The organism is Streptomyces sp. NPDC004732, from assembly GCF_040609235.1.
GTDB lineage: Bacteria > Actinomycetota > Actinomycetes > Streptomycetales > Streptomycetaceae > Streptomyces.
Window position 1 is genome coordinate 367,514 of the sequence record NZ_JBEXJR010000007.1, and the last position, 21,021, is coordinate 388,534.

The 21,021-nt window shown below is 71.9% G+C and carries 14 protein-coding genes; 4 read left to right on the top strand and 10 right to left on the bottom strand.

Annotated elements, in window-relative coordinates; translation table 11 throughout:
- Positions 1-23 precede the first annotated feature (23 nt).
- Positions 24-2,210, top strand: a complete 2,187-nt coding sequence (locus ABZV77_RS23025) for a hypothetical protein (protein WP_356259794.1) — start codon at positions 24-26, stop codon at positions 2,208-2,210.
- 289 nt (positions 2,211-2,499) lie between these two features.
- On the opposite strand, the gene ABZV77_RS23030 is transcribed toward ABZV77_RS23025, so the two are convergent.
- Positions 2,500-3,816: a lipase family protein gene (locus tag ABZV77_RS23030; protein WP_356259797.1), complete on the bottom strand. Its 1,317-nt coding sequence runs from the start codon at positions 3,814-3,816 to the stop codon at positions 2,500-2,502.
- A gap of 118 nt (positions 3,817-3,934) precedes the next feature.
- A complete protein-coding gene (locus ABZV77_RS23035) occupies positions 3,935-4,765 on the bottom strand; it encodes a MarR family transcriptional regulator (protein WP_356259800.1) in 831 nt (276 codons plus the stop codon).
- A gap of 112 nt (positions 4,766-4,877) precedes the next feature.
- On the opposite strand from ABZV77_RS23035, the gene ABZV77_RS23040 reads away from it, so the two are divergent.
- A complete protein-coding gene (locus ABZV77_RS23040) occupies positions 4,878-9,023 on the top strand; it encodes a hypothetical protein (protein WP_356259803.1) in 4,146 nt (1,381 codons plus the stop codon).
- Here ABZV77_RS23040 and ABZV77_RS23045 read toward each other — a convergent pair.
- From ABZV77_RS23045 to ABZV77_RS23065, 5 genes are all read right to left on the bottom strand, one after another.
- Entirely contained in the window at positions 9,017-10,615 is a 1,599-nt protein-coding gene (locus ABZV77_RS23045; protein WP_356259806.1) for an APC family permease, read from the bottom strand. The genes ABZV77_RS23040 and ABZV77_RS23045 overlap by 7 nt on opposite strands.
- A 125-nt stretch (positions 10,616-10,740) precedes the next feature.
- Complete coding sequence (locus ABZV77_RS23050) at positions 10,741-11,478, bottom strand: hypothetical protein (protein ID WP_356259809.1); 738 nt, start codon at positions 11,476-11,478, stop codon at positions 10,741-10,743.
- A gap of 122 nt (positions 11,479-11,600) precedes the next feature.
- Positions 11,601-12,755, bottom strand: coding sequence for a M20 family metallopeptidase (locus ABZV77_RS23055; RefSeq protein ID WP_356259812.1), 1,155 nt, complete (start codon positions 12,753-12,755; stop codon positions 11,601-11,603).
- On the bottom strand, positions 12,752-14,251 hold the full coding sequence (locus tag ABZV77_RS23060) for an aldehyde dehydrogenase family protein (protein ID WP_356259814.1): 1,500 nt from the start codon (positions 14,249-14,251) through the stop codon (positions 12,752-12,754). The genes ABZV77_RS23055 and ABZV77_RS23060 overlap by 4 nt, the downstream gene beginning before the upstream one ends.
- A 35-nt stretch (positions 14,252-14,286) precedes the next feature.
- Positions 14,287-15,852 (bottom strand): GMC oxidoreductase, encoded by a 1,566-nt coding sequence (locus tag ABZV77_RS23065; protein ID WP_356259817.1) that lies wholly within the window; start codon positions 15,850-15,852, stop codon positions 14,287-14,289.
- Positions 15,853-16,003: 151 nt separating this feature from the next.
- Here ABZV77_RS23065 and ABZV77_RS23070 point away from each other — a divergent pair, with 151 nt between their 5' ends.
- Entirely contained in the window at positions 16,004-16,456 is a 453-nt protein-coding gene (locus ABZV77_RS23070; protein WP_356259820.1) for a hypothetical protein, read from the top strand.
- A gap of 26 nt (positions 16,457-16,482) precedes the next feature.
- A complete protein-coding gene (locus tag ABZV77_RS23075) occupies positions 16,483-17,043 on the top strand; it encodes a hypothetical protein (protein WP_356259822.1) in 561 nt (186 codons plus the stop codon).
- Between the two features lie 145 nt (positions 17,044-17,188).
- Here the strand turns inward: ABZV77_RS23075 and ABZV77_RS23080 are convergent, their stop codons facing one another.
- The 3 genes from ABZV77_RS23080 to ABZV77_RS23090 form a co-directional block, all read right to left on the bottom strand.
- On the bottom strand, positions 17,189-17,506 hold the full coding sequence (locus ABZV77_RS23080) for an acyl carrier protein (RefSeq protein WP_356259824.1): 318 nt from the start codon (positions 17,504-17,506) through the stop codon (positions 17,189-17,191).
- 44 nt (positions 17,507-17,550) lie between these two features.
- Complete coding sequence (locus ABZV77_RS23085) at positions 17,551-19,968, bottom strand: type I polyketide synthase (RefSeq protein WP_356259827.1); 2,418 nt, start codon at positions 19,966-19,968, stop codon at positions 17,551-17,553.
- Between the two features lie 101 nt (positions 19,969-20,069).
- The gene (locus ABZV77_RS23090) at positions 20,070-20,984 is read right to left on the bottom strand and encodes an alpha/beta hydrolase (protein ID WP_356259830.1); all 915 of its coding nucleotides are present in this window, start codon (positions 20,982-20,984) and stop codon (positions 20,070-20,072) included.
- Between the last annotated feature and the right edge of the window lie 37 nt (positions 20,985-21,021).

Sequence of the window (21,021 nt, forward strand, 5' to 3'; positions counted from 1 at the left end):
AAGCGGAGGATTGGGGGAGGTTCATGCAGGAATACTTGTTGGCTGATGTGCCGCTCGGACCGTTTGAGGGTACGCCGATCACGGTGTACTCGGCCCGAGGGAAAAACGCCAGGCTGCACGTTGCCAGAGCATGTGGGCAGCTTCGTGCGTCTGACGTGAAGACCGCACAGGTCGGTTTGGACGCGGCGGTAATGGGGCGGCTGTGCTCTCGCTGTACGGAGTGGGGATCATGGGTACGGCCGACGACCGCGTTGGGGATGTTCCTCCGGGCGCTCGGGGGAGTGGGCCTGCTCCATCAGCTGCAGTCCTACACCGAACCTGACGAGGACGAGTGCTGGACACAGGAAGAGGTAGAAGCTGCCGCTGAAGTCCTGCGTTCGGATTCGGCCGCGACGGATGACGACGGGGAGGACGTGCGCGAGGACGCGGAGCGTCTGCAGGGGCTGGTCTTCTCCTACTGGCACGGCGCGGCGGAGAGCCTGCACCAGGCTCAGTCCATCCTCGCTTCCTTCCCTTGGCTTGAGGACTGGTCGCAGCGGGCGTTGGGAGCGAAGGCGGAGTTCCTGGAGACCTTGCGCGCTCAGGTGGCCCTGTTCGTCGAGTCGGCGGGACTGCTCGTGGCTGCGGCGGCGGCAACGATGGAGCCGCCCCGGCTTTCCGGAGAGGATCCGGCCTTCGCCGTATTGGGCAGTAGCGAGAAGGTGTCCACGGCGCTGAACGCACTGTGGCGTCGGTGGCAGCGCGCGGCCGAGAGTAGCTGGGTGGGGCCTCCGGCTCGCTCGTACATGTCTCACTATCTTGTGCAGGACATCCGCAGCAACCGGAAGGGTCATGACGAAGCGCTGGCCGGGGCGGCACGTCTGATCGACTCCTGGGAGGCCCAGGCTCGAGCTCTGGCTGCATCGGCTGACGGCAAGTCGACGCAGCAGGTCTCCGCGCGCCTGCCCGAGGCCACTGAGGAGACGGCACGAGGGGGGCGGGGAGGACTGCTCGAAGGGCTGGATTCGTGGACGCAGGGTGTCGTGGCCACGTGGGTCGTGGGCGCGGACTGGGGGCGCCGTACGCTCACGCTTGACGTTCCTGCGCTCATCGCGGAAAGGCTGCACGCCCCGTCCAGCGACGTGGCGTGCGAACCGCCCCGCGAAGAGGCCGATGCAATCGAACCTAGTCGTACCCCAGCTGATCGGCCGAGTGCAATCCGCCCCGGGGTCTTCGACGACACCCCGGTCTTCGACCGGCAACCTGTCACTGCCGAACACATCCGCGCACTGCGGACCTTCACTCGCAGTTCTGACGAGCTCTACATCGTCATCTCGGTGAGCGGCGGAGTCGAAGTCCTGCCTCTTGACGTGGTGGAGAGGAGGCTTGGGCAGGGGTGGAGCGGAGTTCTCGTCGCGGGTGCATCCGATCTTCCGGAGAGCCTGATCGGAACGTGGGCTCAGACCGCCAGGTCCGAGCCCGAGGCGAGCGGAAGCCACTGGACGGGTGGTTGCAGTGACGCTCATGATCTGCACTTCGGCGAAGAGTTCGGGGGCACCGACGGCGCGCGTCAGACCCTTCGCCGCACCTACTTCGACGCCCATCGGGCACGCAACCTACGCCTGCTCGCCTTGACGCGAGGGGTGCACGATCTGCGAACCCTCGACGCAGGCAGAGAGCGGATGCTGCCCTTGGCCGTATGGGAGGGGACGCTCGCGAGCGACCGGCTGGACCTCGCGCCCTTCAAGCAACCCGGTGGTGACAGGTGGCACCGAGGTAGCGGTCTTCCGCTGGGGCCTTTGGCAGTAGCCCAGATCTACACTACGAACGCGGACCCGCAGACCGAAGGAAAGGGCCACTCACCCCTGTGCCGTCACGCCAGGGAACGCGGTGTCGCTGCCAACGACGATCTATTGACCGTCACTGAACTGCTTGCGAGAGACGACTTCGACTGGTGCGGCAAGTGTGGGGGTTACGCCGTACGCAGGCTGACCGACACCCAGGTCTCGTTCTACCGTGCCGCCCACCGACTCCACGCCATCACAGGTCAACTTGACCGGGGTAGGCGTCACGGCGATGCCGACACGGTGGTCTCACAGTTGGAGGAACTGGCGGACTGGCAGCCGATCGACGAAGAAGGCTGGTACACCAGCGATTCCTGGCGTTGGCACGAGGCCATCAGAGACCTTAAACGCAGGGTCGAGAGGGCCCGTCGGGACGAGATCTCCTGAGACGTCGGGCTGGTATCGGGATCCTCCCCGAGAGGTTGAGCCCTCTGGTCTGCGTCATTGCCTTGGGGACCCGTTGGGGACCACACGGTGCTCGCGCACCTGCACAGCACGCGCGGGGACGCACGTTCTGCATCCTAGTTCTGCCTGATATGTGCAGGTAATTCCTATGGTCCTCACTCCTGGGGGTCAAGGGGTCGCAGGTTCAAATCCTGTCGTCCCGACTCGTAAGAGTCGCAGATCAGAGGGCCGCATCAGAGAAATCTGATGCGGCCCTTCGGTCGTCCGGGGCTCAGGTGCCGCAGTTGCCGGAGGTGGGCCGGCCCGCGAAGCGTTGGCCGAGCCACTCCAGTGCCGGGCTGTTGCCCTGGATCGCCGTCCCGACGTGGGACTGCCCGGCGAAGGTCGTCCACTCCACGGCGTTGCCCTTCGCGCACCAGTCGGCCCGTAGCTTCTGCCCGACCGCGTAGGGGATCGTCTCGTCGGCGTCCCCGTGGTAGAGGAATGTCGGCGCCGATGGCCGCACGGTCCCGATCAGCTGTCCGGCGATGGCCCGTTGCCAGTCCGGCCGCTCCAGCGGGTTGGACGTGGTCACGTCCTCGATCTTCTTGCCGCGCCCGGCTTCCAGGACCGTCCCGATGCACTCGCTGCGGACCACGGCGGCGAGCTTGCGACCCTCGGCGTTGAGGTACTTGTCGAGGTGGAGGGCCGGGTTGGCGGCGTTCTGTCCGACGGCGGACATCAGCAGATAGCCGGCGCTGTCCCCGCCCTCGAGCGAGTCGGCGACCTTGGCGAGATCGGCGGGCACGCCACCGCTCGCCGTGCCCTTGACCTTCAGCTCAGGGGCGTACGTCGCGGCCATCTCGGCGGCCTTCGCGCTGGCGCCGCCGCCCTGTGAATAGCCCATGATGCCGACGGGTGCCTTGGCCGAGACTCCGTACTTCGCTGCTTCGGGGTGCCGTTGGGCCGCGCGCGCCGCGTCGAGTACCGCGGTGCCCTGCGCTTTGGCGACCATGTAGGTGTGGTCGCCGGGCGTGCCGAGTCCCTCGTAGTCCGTGACGACGACCGCGTAGCCGCGTACGAGTGCGGCATTGACGAGCGGCGCCTCGGTGGTCGTACCGCCCGGGAAACCGGCGGACGGAGCGCACTTGTCGCCGAGGCCGACCGTGCCGACGGCATAGGTGATCAGCGGGCGCGGCGCGGTCTTGCCGTCGTCGGGGACGATCACGGTGCCGGAGACGGCGTTGGGCCGCCCGTTCGCCGAGGTCGACCGGTAGGTGATCTTCCAGGCTTTGGTGGGGGTGGGCTGGCCCGGGGTGTACTGGAACGAGGACGGCTGCGAGCTGAGGATCTTGCCGGGGGCGGTCTTCTTCCCTGGTTTCTTCCCCGGCTTTCTCCGGTCCGGCGCGCGGTGCTCGTCCTTCTGGTGCTTCCCGGCGCCGGGGGTCTTCTCGGCGGTCAGCGGTGCGGGCGGGGCCGAGGGGCGCGCGTCCGGAGTGCCGACCGACGCGTTCGCGCTCTGCGCGGCGGCGGATCCGGGCAGCCCGAGCACTGCCACCGCGAGGACGGCACCGGCGGCTACTGGTCGTCTGCGTAGCGCTGACATCATGCGGCTCTCCCAACTCTCCTGTGGGCAAGGGGGGTTGCGCAGCACCGTACTGACCCGTCAGTAGGACAGCCATAGGCGTGCAGTGGTCCGTCCGTGGCGGCACCGGCTCGGACGGACGTCACTGGGCCCCCGCGGCCACCAGCGCCGCGGCGATGGGTTCGAGCTCGGTGGCCAGCTCGTCGAGCTCGGTGGGAGAGAGTGCCTCGTACGGCGCGGCGGCGAGCTCGTCGGTCAAGGTTTCGATGCGTTGCTTGGTCTCACGGCCTGCCTCGGTGAACCGGCCTTCGGCGTCGACGAGGCCGCGCTCGCGCAAGCCGTCCATGACCGCGGCCAGCCGTTCCTTCGGCAGGTGGTGGATGCGGCCGAACGACTCCGGCGGGTGGATGCCGAGATCCAGTGCGCTGAGCACGTGGGCCTCCGTGCCGCCGATGCGCGCGCCGACGAGAGCGGCGATGTGCCCGTCACCGCGGTGCTCGCGCAGCATGGTCGCGGAATGCCACAGCCGGGCGACCGGGTCGCTCGGCACGGGAAGGGTGCGCATCCCGGCGTACATCACGCGGCCTTCCGTGGGCGCGCTCGTCGCGGCTTTGGTGGTCAGGTCCGCGGCGCGCACCAAGCCGGGGGAGTCCGCCAGCCCGGCGCCGAGGATCCGCCGTACGGAGGCGGCGCTGCCCCGCTCCCGTGCGGCGACGGACGCCTCGGGCGGGATCGTCTCCCACGCGCTCGGGATGTGCCGCGCGGCCTCCCCGTCGGCGAAGTTGTAGAAGGCCGCGTGCACGACCTGCGCAGGGACCCGCCCCAGCGGCGCGGCGCGGCTGGCGAAGTAGCCGTCCCAGTAGGTGCGGTGGCCCAGGGCCGCCAGCTCCTCGTTGCACTCGTCGGCGAAGAAGGTGACGAGGCAGATCGGCTCCAAGAGCTCGAACATGCGACGAGGGGCGGTGAGCGTCATGGTCGCCATCATGGCAGCGGGCACCACCCTGTGGAGCGGTACGGGCGGGGCGCCTCGCGTGTGAAGTCGGAGCCGCGGCAGCTCTGTCAGTGCCGACTGGCACGATCGGGGCATGACCAGCCGCACCGACGCTCCCGTCCCGCTCCCGGCCAATCACCGCATCTCCGAGACGTATGCCGACTGGGCGCGCACCCGTGCTCCGGGCGCCGAGGCCACCGCGCGCGCCGTGCTCGACGAGGCCGACCGGAAGCGGGGGCGTGCCTGGGAGAAGCCCGGCCGGTTCGTGGACGACATGGAGCGGCTGGCCCGAGGTCTGCCGACGGACCAGTTGCCCTGGTTCTGGGACACCGTCGGCCACTGGCTGTTGGAGACGCACCGCCGCTCGGCCGCTCGCGCCTACGGCCAGGCGCGTGCTGCCGAACGCGACCACGGGCTGCACGTCGATGCCGACTGGCGGCGGGCGAACGTGCTGCTGTTCGCCCGGTTCGGCGCCCTGCCCGCCACCGAACTCAGCGGGCACCGCATCTGGTTGGCCGGAATTCTCGAACCCGGTGCGGCGCACCGTGAGTTCGGCCGGCTGCTGGCCGTCTGGGCGGCGTCGCCGGGCGAGCTTCCCGCCGACCTGGCCCGCCGGGTCCGCGACTCGGCCCGCGCCGCAGGCCTCGGCGCCGAGGAGGAGGCCCGGGTGCTGGGCGAGCTGCTGGCCGCGGCCCGGGGCAAGGCTGTGCCCGACCGGCTGCTCGACGCCGCCGCCGGACCGCTCGCCGCGCACCCGCCGACGGACGATCAGGCCACCGCGCTGCTCGACCTGTTCCCGGAGTCGAAGAACCACGCGGCCGCCTGGTTGCGGCTGCTCATCCGCTGCGGCGCCGCCGACGCCGCGGCGACCGGCCGGATCGCCCCCGAGGGCGGCCTCGGCGACTGGCTGCGCCGCTATTCCGCCGAGTACTCGCACCGCCGTGTCGCCGGTGGCGGGGTGACGGGCCAGCCCATGCCGACCGAACTCCTCGACCTGGTGGGCCGGTTCGCGCCGCTGCTGCGGGCCGCGGGCACCCCGGTCCGGCTGCACGAGGACCGCTACCGGTGGCAGCACCTGGACGCGGACCTGCTCGACCTCTGCCTCGCCGAGGGCATCTCCGTAGAGGACCCCGGCATCGCCGTCCCCCTGCAGTTCTGGGACGGGCGCTCGCAGCGGGACCTCAAGGCGCTCGCCGCCGACCCGGTGTTCGGGCCCCGTCTGGAGGGCACCGTGCACGCCGGGCCCCGCTCCGGCTCCGGGGCCCGCACCGGCACCGCCATCAGCCGACTCCCGCACAATCCGGGCGTCGCCGCCGAGGTGCACACCCGGATCGAGAAGCTGCTCGACGCCCTGCGGGGCGGTGGCCTCGCCGCCGCCGACGAAGCCGTCGACGAACTGCGCGACCTCCTCGACAGGCCCACCGCCATCGCCCTGGACGGCATCGAGGAAGCCCTCGACGCCCTCGACCTCATGGGCCCGCTGACCCGCACGCTGCGCGCGGGACTGCCCGAGGAGTTGGGCTGGCCCGCGCTGGAGCAGGCCCTTGCCGAGTTCCGTCCGGACGAGACCGTGCACGTCACCTGCACCTGGCCGGTGCTCACCGTGTACGGGGAAGCGCGTGCCATAGCGGTCGACCACACAGGTCGGCGTGGCGATCACACCCTGGAGCTGCCCGACGCCTCCCGCTCCCACACCGTGCACTGGGTGGGCGGGCGGTTCCTCGTCGCGTGGGTCGAGGCCGAGGCCGAGGCCGACCGGCCGCTCCACAGCGCCTACTGGTCCGACCGTCCCGGCGAGACCTTCGAACCGGAGGAGACGTTCGGCCTTTCCCCCTACGGCGGCAGCATCCAGGGCGGTCTCGGCTATCAGTTCGAAACCCCTGACGGCGGTGGGCGCTTCGACGGCGAGCGGGTCCTGCGCCCCGGTGGCCGCGAGGGCGTCGGCCACCGCGACTTCCAGATGTACGACGGCCACGCGCTGTGGAGCTCCGAGGTGTTCGGCGAACGCCGGAACGGCTGGGCCCGCTTCGACCGGGACGCGGGTACTCCCACCGACGACCGCAGCCTGCCCGCATTCCACCGGCCCTCCGAAACTCCGCCCGGCACCCGGCCCTACGCCGACCACCGGATCCTCGCCGCGCTGCCGCCGGGCGCCCCGCCCTCACCGCTGGGCCAGGACGGGCGACTCACCGGCTGCCGGGTCCACTACCGCACGCCGTACGACGGGCCTTCGCCCCGCGCATTCGTGCTGGAAACCATCGACGGCCGCACCGCCTCCTACCGCAGCAGCCGCTGGGGCCGCCGCCCCTGGGGCATCCTCGCCCTGCCGCTCGGCGGGGAGGACGCCGTCATGACCGGCGAGACCACCGTCCGCAGCCACGCCGCCGCGGACAACTCCCTGCTCTGGCAGGTCCGGGGCTTCCCCGGCAGCCGGGACCGCGCCCCGAAGCGCGCCACCCTCGGCGAGCAGGCCGGGCCGATGCCGCCGCCCGCCTATTGGCACTTCCTCGTCCCCCGCGACGAGGCATCGTCCAAAGCCCTGCGGGCCGTTGCCGACCCCGACCTGCGCCAGCTACTGCACCCCGGGAGCGGCGAGGGCGCGCTCCACCGCCTGCCCGGCGTGACCAACCCGCGGATCCGGGACGGCGTCGACCGCGCCGCCCGGCTCGCCGCTGACGTACTGCGCCGCCGCAGGGAACTGTCCCACCGGGTCGCCGTCATGCGGTCCGGGCCGGTCGTCGACCTGCCCGACCCGGCACCCGACACCCGTCTCGCCCCTGCCCTGCGCGGCCTGCTGCCCGAAGTGCGTTCCTACGATGCGCAGCCGCCGCAGCCCCAGCCCGCGCTCCTCACCGCGGTCGCCGCCGACGGCAGGTATCTGCGCGGCGAGATCGAGGACGAGGTCCGGGTGCTGGCCCTGCCCGCCATCCCGCCCGAGTGGGCGGTGCTGACCGGCCGGATCGACGCGGTGGCCTGGCGCGTTGCCACCGCCGCCACCCCCGACGCGGAGCGGCAGGCACTCACCGCCCTGCTCGGGGTGTGGAGCCGACAGCCGTTCGCTGAGGCCGGGAGCGGCTGGCGTACCGGCCGCGCCCCCGAGCGGGGGATCGCCGAACTCCGCGCAGGCGGCGCCCTGATCGCTTCCGGCCGGGTCCGCAGCGGCCTCGCCCCCTTCCTCCACCGCGCCGCCGACCCGGCGCCCGCCGACGCCGAGGAGTGCGAGACCCACACCATCACCGGCGACGACACCACCCGGCTGTCCCGCCTGCTGGCCCTGCTCGCCGAGCACGGACCGCTGCCGGTGCCGGCGGAGGCCGTGGACCTGTTCCGCTGGCGCACCGGAGTGCCGCGCCCGGTCGCCGCCCTGGTCCTCGACGGATTCCCCGGCAGAGACGACTACGACGAGCACCGCAAGCTGCTCCGCACCAAGCCGTACAAGGCGGACCAGGACACCGTGTGGGCGTACGAAAGGCTTCAGGGGCGGCTCGGCCCGGTCGGCCGGTGCGCCGTGCTCGCGGCAGCCCTGCCCTCGGACCCGGCCGAACTGTGGGCACCCGGCGGCATGACCGCCGCCGCGGACCGGATGGCGGCCGCCTGGGCCGGACTCCTCGATTCCGGCTCGTACGCCGACGACGGCAGCCATGCCGCAGCCCTCGCCGCGGACCGCGGCCTCCCCGAGAGCTGGGCCACCGCCCTGCTCACCGGCCGCGCCCCGGAGCCCCTGGACGCCGACGGGGTACGGGCCGCCGCGACCGCCGTCACGTGGGCGCTCACGGAACGCCCGGTCGGCGACCCGGCCACGGCAGGCGCCCGCGCCCTCGTCGACCGGCTCACGGACGACGCCCCCGCCGGTCTCCGTACCGCCCTGCGCCGACTGGCGGACCGGTCCGCCGCCACCCCGGTCCCGCCGGGCCAGTACGAGACCAACCCGCTGTTCAGCGTCCCGGCCCTGGTGGAAGAGGCCGCGGCGGCGCTCGGCGTGGGCCGCGACGCGGCGGCCCTCCACCTCCAGCTGCACGCCCTCGACCGCCCGGCCGACCGCACGATCCGCCGCTGGAACACCTGGACCCTCGACCACCACCGCGCCGTCCGCAAGGAGCTCATTGCCGCCAAGGCTCCCCGCCCCGCGCCGCCCGCCCCGGCGGACGACGCCACAGACGCCGCAGCGGTCGCCGTCCCGACCCCCGTTCACGAACGGTTCGCCCGAGCCTGGGCGGAACAAGCGCAGTCGGCTCAGTGAGCGGGGTTCATGCGGAGGTGGGCGGCGCCGGAACGCACCGCCCACCCGAAGACCGCGAAGGCGACGACGCCCACCACGACCGAGTCGTACGGCGCGGGCAGATGCCCGGAGCCACCGAACGTGCCGAGCCACGACAACAGGGCGAGCGCCGCCAGATGGAACACGAGCCAGGCACCCTGACGCAGTTCCTCGGCCGGGGGACTGCCTGCCGTCCTGCGCCGCTGCAGCAGGAACAGCGGGACACCGGCAAGGACGAGAGGCAGGGCGAGCCGCAGGTCGTCCCAGCCCGACCAGTAGATGAACTCGGTCGCCACGGCGAAACTGACCGGCGCGATCCAGTGCACCCCCGGCATGCGGCCGTCCGCCGGCGGCACGCCACGCTCCCGGTCGTGGGCCCGGAAGGACGCCACGGCCACCGCTGAGGCGGCGTAGATGATCAGGTACATGTCCCCCATCACGCTCACGATGTCCTGCCAGCCGCCGAACGGCAGCATGAACACGATGATGACCGCGAGGTTGAGGACCAGGGCGCGGCGCGCGATGCCGGAGCGGGGATCGATGCGCATGAAGAACCGGGGCAGCAGGCCGTTCTTCGAGAGGGCGTAGGTGTGGCGGGCATCGATCGCGACGCCCACGTAGGCGGAGCCGCCCGGGGACACCACCGCGTCGGCGTAGAGCAGTGTGGCGAGCCAGTGCAGGTTGAGGACCAGGGCGAGCTGACCGAACGGCGACTCGAAGTTGACGCCCTGCCAGCCGTGCGCGAGCAGTGAGTCGGGCACCGTGTAGAGGAAGGCGAGTTGGAGCCCGAGGTAGACGAGCACCGCGAGGCCGATTCCCGTGAGGACGGCGGCGGGTACGTTGCGGCGTGGATTGCGGGCTTCTCCGGAGAAGTCCAGTGGGGCCTGGAACCCGTTCACGGAGTACACGATGCCGCCGCCCGCGAGTGCGGTGAGGCAGGCCGCATAGCCGTACGGGGCGAAGCCGCCGTGGTCCGTGAGGCGGCCCGAGTGGGTGCCGGAAAGGAACAGGGCGACCACGGTGAGCACCGGGACGACGACCTTGAACACCGTCACGAGGTTGTTCATACGTGCGAACATCCGCACCGCGAACCAGTTCAGTGCGGTGAGCAGCACGCTCAGTGCGGTGGCGACGCCCAGACCCGACGCGGTGAGGCTGCCGTCGTCGTAGAGGCCCGGCACGTAGTGGGCGGCGTACTGCATGATCGCGCTGATCTCGGCCGCGGTGCCGCCCACGGAGAGCATGACGGACCAGCCGACGACCGTACCGACAAGGCGGCCGTTCGCATACAGCGGCCAGCGGACCGTGCCGCCGCCTTCCGGCCTGGTGGCGCCGAGTTCGACCATGACCAGGGCCACAAGCGCGCAGAGCAGACCGGCCGCGATCCAGGAGAGCAGCGCGGCGGGTCCTGCGGTCTGGGCGGCGTACATGGCGGCGAAGAGCCAGCCCGAGCCGAGGATGTTGGAGAAGCCGATCGCGGTCAGACCCCAGAATCCGAGGTCCTTGCGCAGCCGGTTCTCCTCGGCGCGGATGTCCGGGGCACCGGCAGTCTCCGCCGGTTGTTGCTGCGCCACGTGGTCAACCTCCTCGACGATCACGGATCCACGGGGGTCAGCGTGCCACGCGGCGCGGCGTGTGTGTCGAGGCGCGGCGCGTCCCCGCGGCGGCATTGCGTGAGCCGAGGGGACGCGCCGCACTTCTACCGCGGTCGTATCAGGTGCAGGTCCTCACCCCACGCATCCAGTACCGCTCCGTGCCCGGCCCGCCGGGCCACTGACTCGACCTTGGCGAAGAGACGACGCTGGGTGGATACGTCGCCCGTACATGAGACGTGTTCCGCGGCGTCGAGCAGTTGCCCGGTGTCCCAGTCGGGCAGCGGGAATCGGGCGAGTTCCCATTCCAGATATTTGTTGTACGGGCGGGGGCGGCGGTCCAGGGCGAAGAGCAGCTCCAGCAGGAACCGGATGCTGTCGGCAGCGTCGAGCCGGGCCGCGCGTGCATGCCCGTCGCGGTCGTTCTTGACCGAGCGGTAGAGGGAGTTGACGTAGGCGTCGAGCCATTCGGCTGCCGCCTTGAAGGCTTCGCCTGCGTCCATTCGGGCTTTGTCGGCCAAGATCTGGGCGATGACTCCGTCGAGCCGGTCGAGAACGATCCGGGCGCGGGCGAGGGCGTAGCGCTCGAAGCCGGGCATTCCGGCGGCGCGGAATTCGTCGAGGGAGAGGATGACGAGGTCGAGTTGTGGAGTGCGGTGACCCGTGAACCGGGTGAGGGACGTCGTTGCGGCATCGGCGAGGACGACGTACAGGTCGTGGTCGGAATGCTCGGTGGTCATGCCCTCGTGGGCCCGGGAACCCTTGAGGACCAGGCCGACGACAGCCGGATCGGCGGCCGCGAGCTCGATGAACGCGTCGTAGGTCAGGGGTTTCTGAGCGGTCATTGCGTGATCTCCGGTGGTGTGATGACGGGCATGGAAACCGGGCGGCCCCGACTCGTCGGGGTCGCCCGCACCGTCTGCGGGGCGCTTGGCCGCCGCCCGGAAGATCAACGCACGTAAGGACTCTAGGGGCTGACGCGCTGAGCGGTCTCGCTTTCGGCCGCCAGGGCTACGTCGATGGCTGTCCAGGCCATGCCGGTCGCCCCGTCGAGCACGGCACGGTCCGCGGCCCGGGTGACGCATGCCGCGGTGAATTCCGGTTGGTGGTTGACTGCGGGGGCGCAATCGAGGCCGAGCATGGGGTGGATGGTGGGTACGACGTGGGAGACGTTTCCCATGTCGGTGGCGGCGCCCGCGACGCTGCTCGGCAGGTCGGGGAAGCGGCGGCCCAGTGCCGTCGCGTTGGTGACCCACAGGTCGAGGAGGCCGCGGTCCGGCCGCAGGTCGGCGTAGTCGGGGCCGACCGGGGTGGTGGACAGGTCGCAGCCGGTTGCCAGGGCGCCCGCCTCGAAGCAGCGGTGCACCCGCGCGGACAGGGGCTGCAGCGTGTCGAGGCTGTTGCTGCGCACGATCCAGTGGCCGCGGCTGGTCTCGGGGATGACGTTGGCGGCGGAACCGGCCTGGGTGACGATGCCGTGGATGCGGTCGGACGCCGTGGTCTGTTGGCGCAGCAGGCCGATGCCCACCTGGGCGAGGGTCATGGCGTCCGCCGCGTTGATGCCCAGCTCGGGGTAGGCGCCCGCGTGGGCCGCCTTGCCTTCGTAGGTCACGTCGAACTGGGTGACGGCCAGGCCGGGCATCGCCGCCATCTCGACCGCGGCCGGGTGCACCATCATGGCCGCGTGCACGCCGTCGAAGGCGCCCTTCTCCAGCATCAGCACCTTCCCGCCGCTGCCCTCCTCGGCGGGCGTGCCCAATACCCTCACCGTCAGGCCGAGTTCGTCCGCCCAGGGTGCGAGCGCGATACCGGCGCCGACCGCCGCGGCGGCGATGATGTTGTGGCCGCAGGCGTGGCCGATGTCGGGCAGGGCGTCGTACTCCGCGCAGATCGCGATGTGGGTCGGCCCGGTGCCGATCGTCGCTTCCACGGCGGTCGGCAGGCCGCAGTATCCGTGCCGGACCTCGAACCCCGCCTCGCTCAGGGCCTCGGCGACCCATCGGCTGGCGAGGTGCTCCTCGAAGGCGAGCTCGGGGTGGGCGTGGATCCGGTGGGACAGGGCGATCAGGTCGTCCGCCGCGGCATGGACGCGCCGTGCCGCGGCCTCCTTGGCGGCGGTCACCGGCTGACCGCCGGGGCGGTGGCGGCGATGTGCACGGCGGCGGGCCGGGTCGCCGCGTCGTATGCGGCACGGGCCCCGGTGGCTCCCATGCCGCTGTCGCGGGCGGGCTCGTACAGCCGCTCGGGGCCGCCGCCCTGCCACTGGTTGACCCAGACGACACCCACGGGCAGGCGTGCGGCTGCCGCGATGTGGTCGGGGTCGTCGGTGTAGACGGTGGCGGCCAGGCCGAAGCGGGAGGCCGTCGCGCGGGTGAGGCCCTCTTCGAAGTCGGAGACGACGGTCACGGGCGCGATCGGGCCGAACGTCTCCTCGGTCATCACGAGCATGGTGTCGTCGACTCCGGTGAGCACGGTCGCCGGGTAGAAGTAGCCGGGACGTTCCGGTACGGCTCCGCCCGCGCGCACGGTGGCGCCCTTGTCGACGGCGTCCTCGACATGGCGTCGTACGGTGTCGCGTTGCCGCGCGTCCACGAGGGGACCGAGCACCGTGGCGGGGTCCGTACCGTCGCCGATGGTGAAGGTCCCGGCCGCGGCGATCAGTGCCTCGATGAACTCGTCCGCGATCCGCTCATGGACGTAGATCCGTTCCATGGAGGTGCAGATCTGGCCGGTGTTGATGAACGCGCCGAACGCCACGGCCTGCGCGGTGGCCACCGGGTCGACCCCGGCGTCGATCACGACGGGATCCTTTCCGCCGAGTTCGAGCACGCTGCGGGTGAGGCGCTTCCCGGTCGCCGTTCCCACGGCGCGGCCGGCCCCGACCGAGCCGGTGAAGTGGACGAGCCGTACCTCGTCGTGTTCCGTCAGCGCCGCGCCGGTGCGGCCTTCGCCGAGGACCAGGTTCAGTACGCCCGGCGGCAGGCCGGAGGAGGCGGCCAGCTCGAACAGCCGGGCCGTGGAGACGGGGGAGCGCTCGGAGGGTTTGACCACGACGGTGTTCCCGGCGGCGAGCAGCGGGCCGAGGGCGCCGAGGACCATGACGACGGGAAAGTTCCAGGGAGTGATGACGGCGGTGACGCCGAGGGGGTGGCGGACGATGTGGGTCTGCTGCCCTCCCGACGGGTCGGTGTCCGGGGCCGAGTCCGGGTCAGGTGCCGGGCCTGTGCCTGGACCGGTCACCCTTTCGCTGAACGGGTAGGTGAGCGCGTGGTCCGCGGCGGCCTTCAGACCGGCCACGGCTCCTGCTATGAAGGTGCGCCCGACGGCGACCGGCTTGCCCATCTCCCGGCATTCCAGTTCGGCAAGTTCCGCGGCGTGCGCGGTGATCAAGTCGGCCCAGGCGTGCAGGTGTTCCACGCGGCGCGCCACGCTGAGCGCGGCCCATTCGGGCTGTGCGGCGCCCGCCGCTGCGACGGCGTGGTCGACGTCGGCGGCGCCGCTCGCGCGGAAGCGTGCGAAGGCCTCCTCGGTGGCGGGGTCGACCACGGCGACCACGTCCTCGCCGAGCGGTTCTTCCCACGTGCCGCCGATGAAGTTCCGGAGGGTTTCCATGGTCATGGGGCATGGCCGTTTCTGTTCGGTACGGAGCGGGGTCAGGCGTCGAGCCGGTCGGCCATGAGTTCGCCGGTCATGATGGCGGCGAGATTGGTGTTGGCCCGGGGCACGGAAGGGAAGACCGAGGCGTCCACGACCCGCAGGCCCCGGACCCCCTGCACCCTGCACGCCGGGTCGACGACCGTCTCCGCGGCGCCGGGCGCGCCCATCCGGCAGGTGCTCGTGCCGTGCTGGGCGTCGACGACCGTGGACAGCAGGTGGTCGTCGAGGTCGCCGTCGTCCGCCAGGGCCGCGAACAACGGACGGTTCGCCTCCGCGACCGATCCGCCGAGGACGGCGGCCGTCCCGGCGCTGCCGCTCAACTCGACCAGGGTGCGCACGCCTTCCCGCATCGGGGCGAGGTCGCGTTCGTCGGAGAGCATCCGCTGGGCGACGTACGGATGCACCGAGGGGTCGGTGGAGACCAGGGTGAGCTCACCGCGCGACTGGGTCCGGTTCAGCCAGACGCCGAACGCACCGGCCTGCGCCTGCGTGTTCGCCGCGGCCATGGCCAGCACGTTCTGGTTGAGCGAGACGAACATGAGGTCGTCGGAGTGCGTACCCGCCCCGCTGGACCAGCGCACGCAGACGTTGGTGTGCCGGTCGTGCGGCGATGTGCTGGCGGCTTCGGCCCGCAACGGCAGCGAGAGCACCGCCATCGCGTGGTCCTGCATGCCGAGACCGACCGGCAGGTCCTGGCGGACCTCGATCCCCAGCGCGCGCAGCCGACCGGCGGGGCCGATGCCCGAGCGCAGCAGGATCGCCGGGGAGTGGATCACTCCCGCGCTGAGGATCACCTCGTCCGCGTACTCGGTGACGACCGACCCGTCGATCACCGCACGGACACCGATCGCGCGGTCGTGGTCGAAGATGACGGTGTCCACCAGCGCGTCGCCGCGGACGGTGAGGCCGGGCAGCTCGCGTGCGGGTTCGAGGTAGGCGTCGTTGACGCTGACGCGGCGGGAGGCACGGGAGTTGATCGGGTACGGCGAGACGCCGGTGGCGCCGGGGGCGTTGACGTCGGGCGCCCAGCCGAACCCCGCCGCCAGGGCCGAGTCGGCCAGGGCCCGGTCGATGCTTCCCCAGCTGCCCTCCGGGGTCCGGTGGATCGGGGTCGGTCCGCCGACGCCGTGGTAGGGCCGGTCGCCGAATGCGGTGTCGTCCTCCAGCCTGACGAAGTAGGGCAGTACGTCCTCGGGTGTCCATCCCGTGCAGCCGAGCCGGGTCCACTCCTCGAAGTCCTCCATCGGCGGCCTGATCGCGATCTGCCCGTTGACGGAGGAACTGCCGCCCACGCCCCGGCCGCGCCAGTACGGGGCCTGCGGCTGCTTCTCGGTGCGTGCGGAGTTCAGGCCGGTCCACACGAGGTGTTCCGAGGCCGCGGGGTCCATGAGGGCCACCACGGGATTGGGCGAGCGCCACGCCTCCGGCATGTGCGCCGAGCGGTAGTCGGGGCCCGCCTCCAGGAGGAGGACCCGTCGGCCGCGGGCGGCGGCGCGGGCGGCGAGCACCGCGCCCGCGGAGCCTGCGCCGACGACGATCAGGTCGCGATCGTGCTGTGCCATCTCTACTCCTTGCTGCGGGAGCGGCCCGCGCCAGGTGACTCCTGCGGGATGCTGGTAATCTGACGCACCGGGAAAGTTCAGTCAAGAATGAATATTCATTTTTTTCCGTACAGGGGGATGAGTGCCGCCAGTCGCCGACAACAGCTCAGCCATGGGTGACGGGCCGCTGATCGAGGACTTCGGCCAGCGGATCGGGCGCGCGATGGGCTGGCCTCCCATGGCCGGACGGCTCGCGGGCGTCCTGATGTTCAGCCCGGCCCCCATGACGCTGTCGGAACTGCAGACGACGCTCGGGGCGAGCAAGGGGTCGACGTCCGAGACGACCCGCCTGCTCATCGCGAACGGCACGGTCGAACGGGTCAAGGTGCCGGGCGTGCGCCAGGCCGGATACATGTGGCGCGACGATGCATGGAGCGGCTGCCTCCGGCATCAGCTCGACCAGACCGAGCAGTTGCTGGAGCTCGCACGGATCGCACAGGAACAGGGGCGGGGCATGCCGGAGGCCCAGCAGGCGCGGCTGCGTGACATGCACACCTACTACGACTTCATGGTGCGGCAGCTGCGACGTCTGCTCGACGAGTACCAGGGGCTGCACGCGGGATAGCCGAACGCCAGGGAAGGGGGGGCGGGTTGGACAGCTCGATCAGTCAGATCGTGATCACGGTGCTGGGCATCGGCGGCACCCTCGCCGCCACCGTGGTCACGCAGCGCAGCGCCGACCGGACGAGGGTCCGCGAACTGGATCACGTCAGGCAGCTGCAACAGGACGAGCGCGAGTACGCCACCCGGCAGGCCCGGCTGGAGGCGCGCCGCACCTGCTACGCCACGCTCAGCGCCGGGACCCGCGACTTGGCCAACGTGATGACGAACGTCTTCCACGCCTTGGAGAAGGGTGAGGTGACCGAGGAACTGCGGGCGGATCTGGCGCGGGCACGCCGTGAGCAGCGCATGCGGAACGCGGAGGCCCAGATGGTGCTGCCCGACGGGGTGGCCGAGGCGGCCAGCACGGCGAACCGTCATCTTGGCGATGCGTACGGCGTGTTGATGCGTCTTGACGTGGGCACGGCCCAGCCGGGGGAGACCCTGGAGACCGCCCGGGAGGCCTTGGAGCAGTTGTGGGGTCCCCTGTGGAGGATGCGCCGCGTCATGCGTGTCGACCTCGGGATCACGGACCCCGACGAGGTCCCGTAGCGGCCGACACGGACGACCGGGGGAGACCGCCTCAGGCTCAGCTCAAGGGACGCGCCACGCCTCCTCGTTGCTGCCCAAGGCTGTGTTTGTGCCCCCGGGGAGCCGCGCGCGTCCGGGGGCGGGGTGTTCGGGGTGGCCGGGGAGCCTACGCGGTGGTGTGGGCGAGTTCCTGGCCGAGGTGGTGGGCGAGCTGCGCGGGGGTGGGGTTCTCGACGATGGCGACCATGGCGATCTCCATCCCGGTCAGGGTCATCAGCGTCTTGGTGAGTTCGAGGGCGGTGAGGGAGTTGAGGCCGTTCTCGAGGAAGTTGCTGTCGTCGCTCAGGGTGGTGTTGAGGAGGGTGGCGGCCTGCGTGCGGATGGTGTCGGTGAGGAGCCGCTCGCGCTCCTCGGGGGTGGCCGCGGCGAGCTGCTGCTCCAGCTCGGTGGCGTCCTGGCCGGGCGTGTTGTCGGTGCTGGTCATGAATGCTCCTGTGTGAGTGGGGTGTTGACGTGTCACACCGTGTGTCACACCGCGGTGTGCGTGGTGTGGTCGTGCAGCCAGTAACGCGTGGCCTGGAAGGGGTACGTCGGGAGGTCGAGGGTCCGCGGGTGCGGCGTCCGCCGGGTGAGGGGCGCCCAGTCGACCGTGCCGCCCGAGGTGTGGAGCCGCGCGAGCGCCGTCAGGACGGTGCGCACGGCGGAGGCGTCCGGCGAGCAGGTGCCCAGGTCGAGGAGGGTGTGGGTCTCGGGGGCGTGGCCGGGGGAGGGGGCGGTGGAGGTGAGGTGGTGGTGCCAGTAGCCGGGGGAGGCGACGGGCGCGTCGGCCGGGGCGGTGCTGGTGAGCGCGAGCGTCGCGGGCCGGAACGTCAGCTCCTTGAGGGCGGGTTCGTACGCCTCGGGGGTGGGCGGTGCCCCGCCCTCGGCGCTGGCCGTGGTGTGGGCCGCGGCCAGGCGGCACGCGTCGTCGAGGCTGAGGACGCCCGCCGCGTACGCGGCCGCGATGTGGCCGACGCCGGTGCCGGTGAGTGTGTGGGCGTGGACCCCGGCCGCCAGCAGCAGGTTGGCGAGCGCCGTGTGGACCGCGAAGTGCAGGGACTCCGACGGGTCGGCGGCGAGGGGCGTGAGGGGCGTGGCGAGGTGGGTGCCCAGGAGAGCCAGGGCCTCGTCGAGAGCCGTCGAGAAGAGCGGGAAGGCCGCGCGGAGGTCGGCGACCGCTGACGCCGCCGACGTGGCGTCGGCGGGAGGAAGGCCGTCGAAGTGCCAGGCGGTCTTCTTCGGGGCGGAGTCGAGGGGAGTCCGGGTCAGGTCGGGATGGTCGTCCCCGGCGGCCACGGCGCGGGCGACGGCGAGGAGATCGGCGCTGTCCGTGGCGGTGAGGACGGCGCGGTGCTCCAGAGGGCTGCGGGTGGCGGCCAGCGCATGGGCGACCTCGGCGGGGGAGGGCGTGGGGTCGGCGGACGTCAGGTGCGCGACGAGCGCCTTCGCCTGCTCCCGGAGGGCCTCGGGGGTACGTGCGGACAGGGTCCAGGCCACCGGGAGGGCGGGCGAGGCGGCGTCGGCGGGGGCGTCGGTGGCGGTGTCGGGCGCCGGAGGCTCTTCGAGGATGAGGTGGGCGTTGGTGCCGGAGGTGGCGAAGGCGGAGATGCCGACCCGGCGGGGCTCGTCGCGGCGCGGCCAGTCGACCGCCTCGGTGAGCAGCCGGACCGCGCCCTTCTTCCAGGCGGCGAGGGGGGTGGGCCGGTCGATGTGGAGCGTCGGGGGCAGGGTGTCGTGCTGGAGCGCCTGCACCATCTTGATGAGCGCCGCGGTACCGGCGGCCCCTTGCGTGTGACCGGTGTTGGACTTGACGGAGCCGAGCCACAGGGGCCGGTCGGGGGAGCGGTTGGCGCCGTACGTGGCGAGGAGGGCCTGCACCTCGATGGCGTCGCCGATGGGCGTGCCCGTCCCGTGCGCCTCCACGGCGTCGACCTGGTCGGGGGTGAGCCCGGCGTCGGCGAGCGCGGCGCGGATCACGTGCTGCTGGGAGGGGCCGTTGGGGGCCGCGAGGCCGTAGCCCGCACCGTCCTGGTTCACCGCGGAGCCCCGGATCACGGCGAGCACGGGGTGGCCGTTGCGCCGTGCGTCGCTGAGCCGCTCAAGCAGGACGAGGCCGACCCCCTCGCCCAGCCCCATGCCGTCCGCTGCGGCGGCGAACGGCTTGCAACGGCCGTCCTGCGCAAGGGACTTCTGATGGGCGAAGGCGTGGAAGGTGTGCGGCGTCGACATGACCGTGCCGCCGCCCGCGAGGGCGAGTCCGCACTCCCCGCGGCGCAGCGCCTGGCAGGCCAGGTGCAGGGCGACCAGGGAGGACGAACAGGCGGTGTCCACGCTGATGGCCGGGCCTTCGAGGCCCAGCGCGTAGGCGATGCGGCCGGAGACGAGGCTGCCGGACGTGCCGCCGCCCAGATAGGGCAGCAGCTCGTCGGGCGCGGTCTCCAGGCGCGTCGCGTAGTCGTGCCCGGTGGCGCCCACGTAGACGCCGGTGAGCGTGGAGCGCAGGGTGTGCGGGGCGATGCGGCCGCGCTCGACGGTCTCCCAGGCGAGATGGAGCATCAGGCGCTGCAGGGGCTCGGTGGCCACGGCCTCGGTCGCGCCGATGTCGAAGAAGCCCGCGTCGAAACCGGCCGCGTCGTCGAGGAAGCCGCCGAGTTGCGCGTACGGAGGGTCCTCGGGGAGCTCCCAGGTGCGGTCGTCGGGGAATCCCGTGACGGCGTCGCGCCCCTCGGACACCAGGTCCCACAGGTCGTCCGGGGTGCGGGTGCTGCCGGGCAGGCGGCAGGCCATGGAGACGACGGCGACCGGCTCGTGCTGTGCGGCCTTGAGCTCGCGCAGCTGCTGCTGGGCCTGGTGCAGCTCGGCGGTCGTCCACTTGAGGTATTCGACGAGCTTCTCTTCGTTCGCCACGGGAATGGTCAGCCTTCCTGTTCTCGCGCGTGAAGCCTCAGGTGGGACGAGGTGGGCAGGCGTGAGCCGCACGCTGTCGTTGTCAGGGTTGCCGCGGCTGCTTAAGCGGGTCTAACTCCTGCCTTGCCGCTGGGACGCGGCGCTCTCGCGGGCGCCGGAAGACCGCGTGCCAGCAGCAGGAGGTCGGCGGCGATCTCGTCGGGGGCACCGGCGTGCAGATCGTGGTCGGAGCCCGGGTACCAGCGCACGCTGACCTGGTCGAGGGCCGCCTCCGCGGCGGCCACCCATGCGCGTACCTGGTCGGACAGTTGGGGGATGGCCGGGATGATGGGCAGCAGCCGCACCGGCACGGTGATCTTCGGGTACCAGTCGGCGGGCGCCTCGCGCTGCAGGCTCTCGACGATCGACATGACCTGTTCCGAGGTGAGGCGCGGGACGAGCAGGCCGTCGGGGCCGACGCGATAGTCCGCGAGGCGCGCCTCGATGGAGGTGGACGACCACTCGGGGTGCGTGGCCCTGAGGTAGGCGCGCATGTCGGCGGCGCTGGTGGTGCCCTCCTGGGCGCGCCGCACCACGTCGGCGGTGCGCTCCCAGAAGGCGCGCATCACCGGCCCGTCGAACTCGTACCAGCCACCGTCGATCAGGGCCAGACCGGCCACCAGGTCGGGGCGTTCGGCCGCCAGGCGCAGCGCGAGGTGCGCGCCCCAGGAGTGCCCGGCCACCAGGGCGCCGGGCAGGTCCAGGGCGGTGACCGCCTCGACCAGGTCCGTGACGACGGCCGCGTTCTCGTAGCCGTCCGGTGGCGCGTCGGAGTCGCCGTGGCCGCGGTGGTCGACGGCGTACACCGGGTGCCCGGCGGCGGCGAGCCGGCCGGCGACCTCGTCCCACATCCGGGCGTTCGAGAGCATGCCGTGCAGCAGCAGGAACGGGCGGCCCGCGGCTCCCGGTCCGCCTGCGGGCCGGTGCCTGACGTTGAGGGAGACGGTCTGCGACACGGGGATGCGGAGGTTCTTCACGGGCGGGCCCTTGGGGTGGAGGAGCGGAGCCGGGTGA

Bases quoted from the DNA above. Each gene is read 5' to 3' on its own strand.
- ABZV77_RS23070 (WP_356259820.1), top strand. From the start codon at position 16,004: ATGGGTGACGGGCCGCTGATCGAGGACTTCGGCCAGCGGATCGGGCGC.
- ABZV77_RS23080 (WP_356259824.1), bottom strand. From the start codon at position 17,506: ATGACCAGCACCGACAACACGCCCGGCCAGGACGCCACCGAGCTGGAG.
- ABZV77_RS23060 (WP_356259814.1), bottom strand. From the start codon at position 14,251: ATGACCATGGAAACCCTCCGGAACTTCATCGGCGGCACGTGGGAAGAA.
- ABZV77_RS23025 (WP_356259794.1), top strand. From the start codon at position 24: ATGCAGGAATACTTGTTGGCTGATGTGCCGCTCGGACCGTTTGAGGGT.
- ABZV77_RS23050 (WP_356259809.1), bottom strand. From the start codon at position 11,478: ATGACCGCTCAGAAACCCCTGACCTACGACGCGTTCATCGAGCTCGCG.
- ABZV77_RS23040 (WP_356259803.1), top strand. From the start codon at position 4,878: ATGACCAGCCGCACCGACGCTCCCGTCCCGCTCCCGGCCAATCACCGC.
- ABZV77_RS23035 (WP_356259800.1), bottom strand. From the start codon at position 4,765: ATGACGCTCACCGCCCCTCGTCGCATGTTCGAGCTCTTGGAGCCGATC.
- ABZV77_RS23065 (WP_356259817.1), bottom strand. From the start codon at position 15,852: ATGGCACAGCACGATCGCGACCTGATCGTCGTCGGCGCAGGCTCCGCG.
- ABZV77_RS23030 (WP_356259797.1), bottom strand. From the start codon at position 3,816: ATGATGTCAGCGCTACGCAGACGACCAGTAGCCGCCGGTGCCGTCCTC.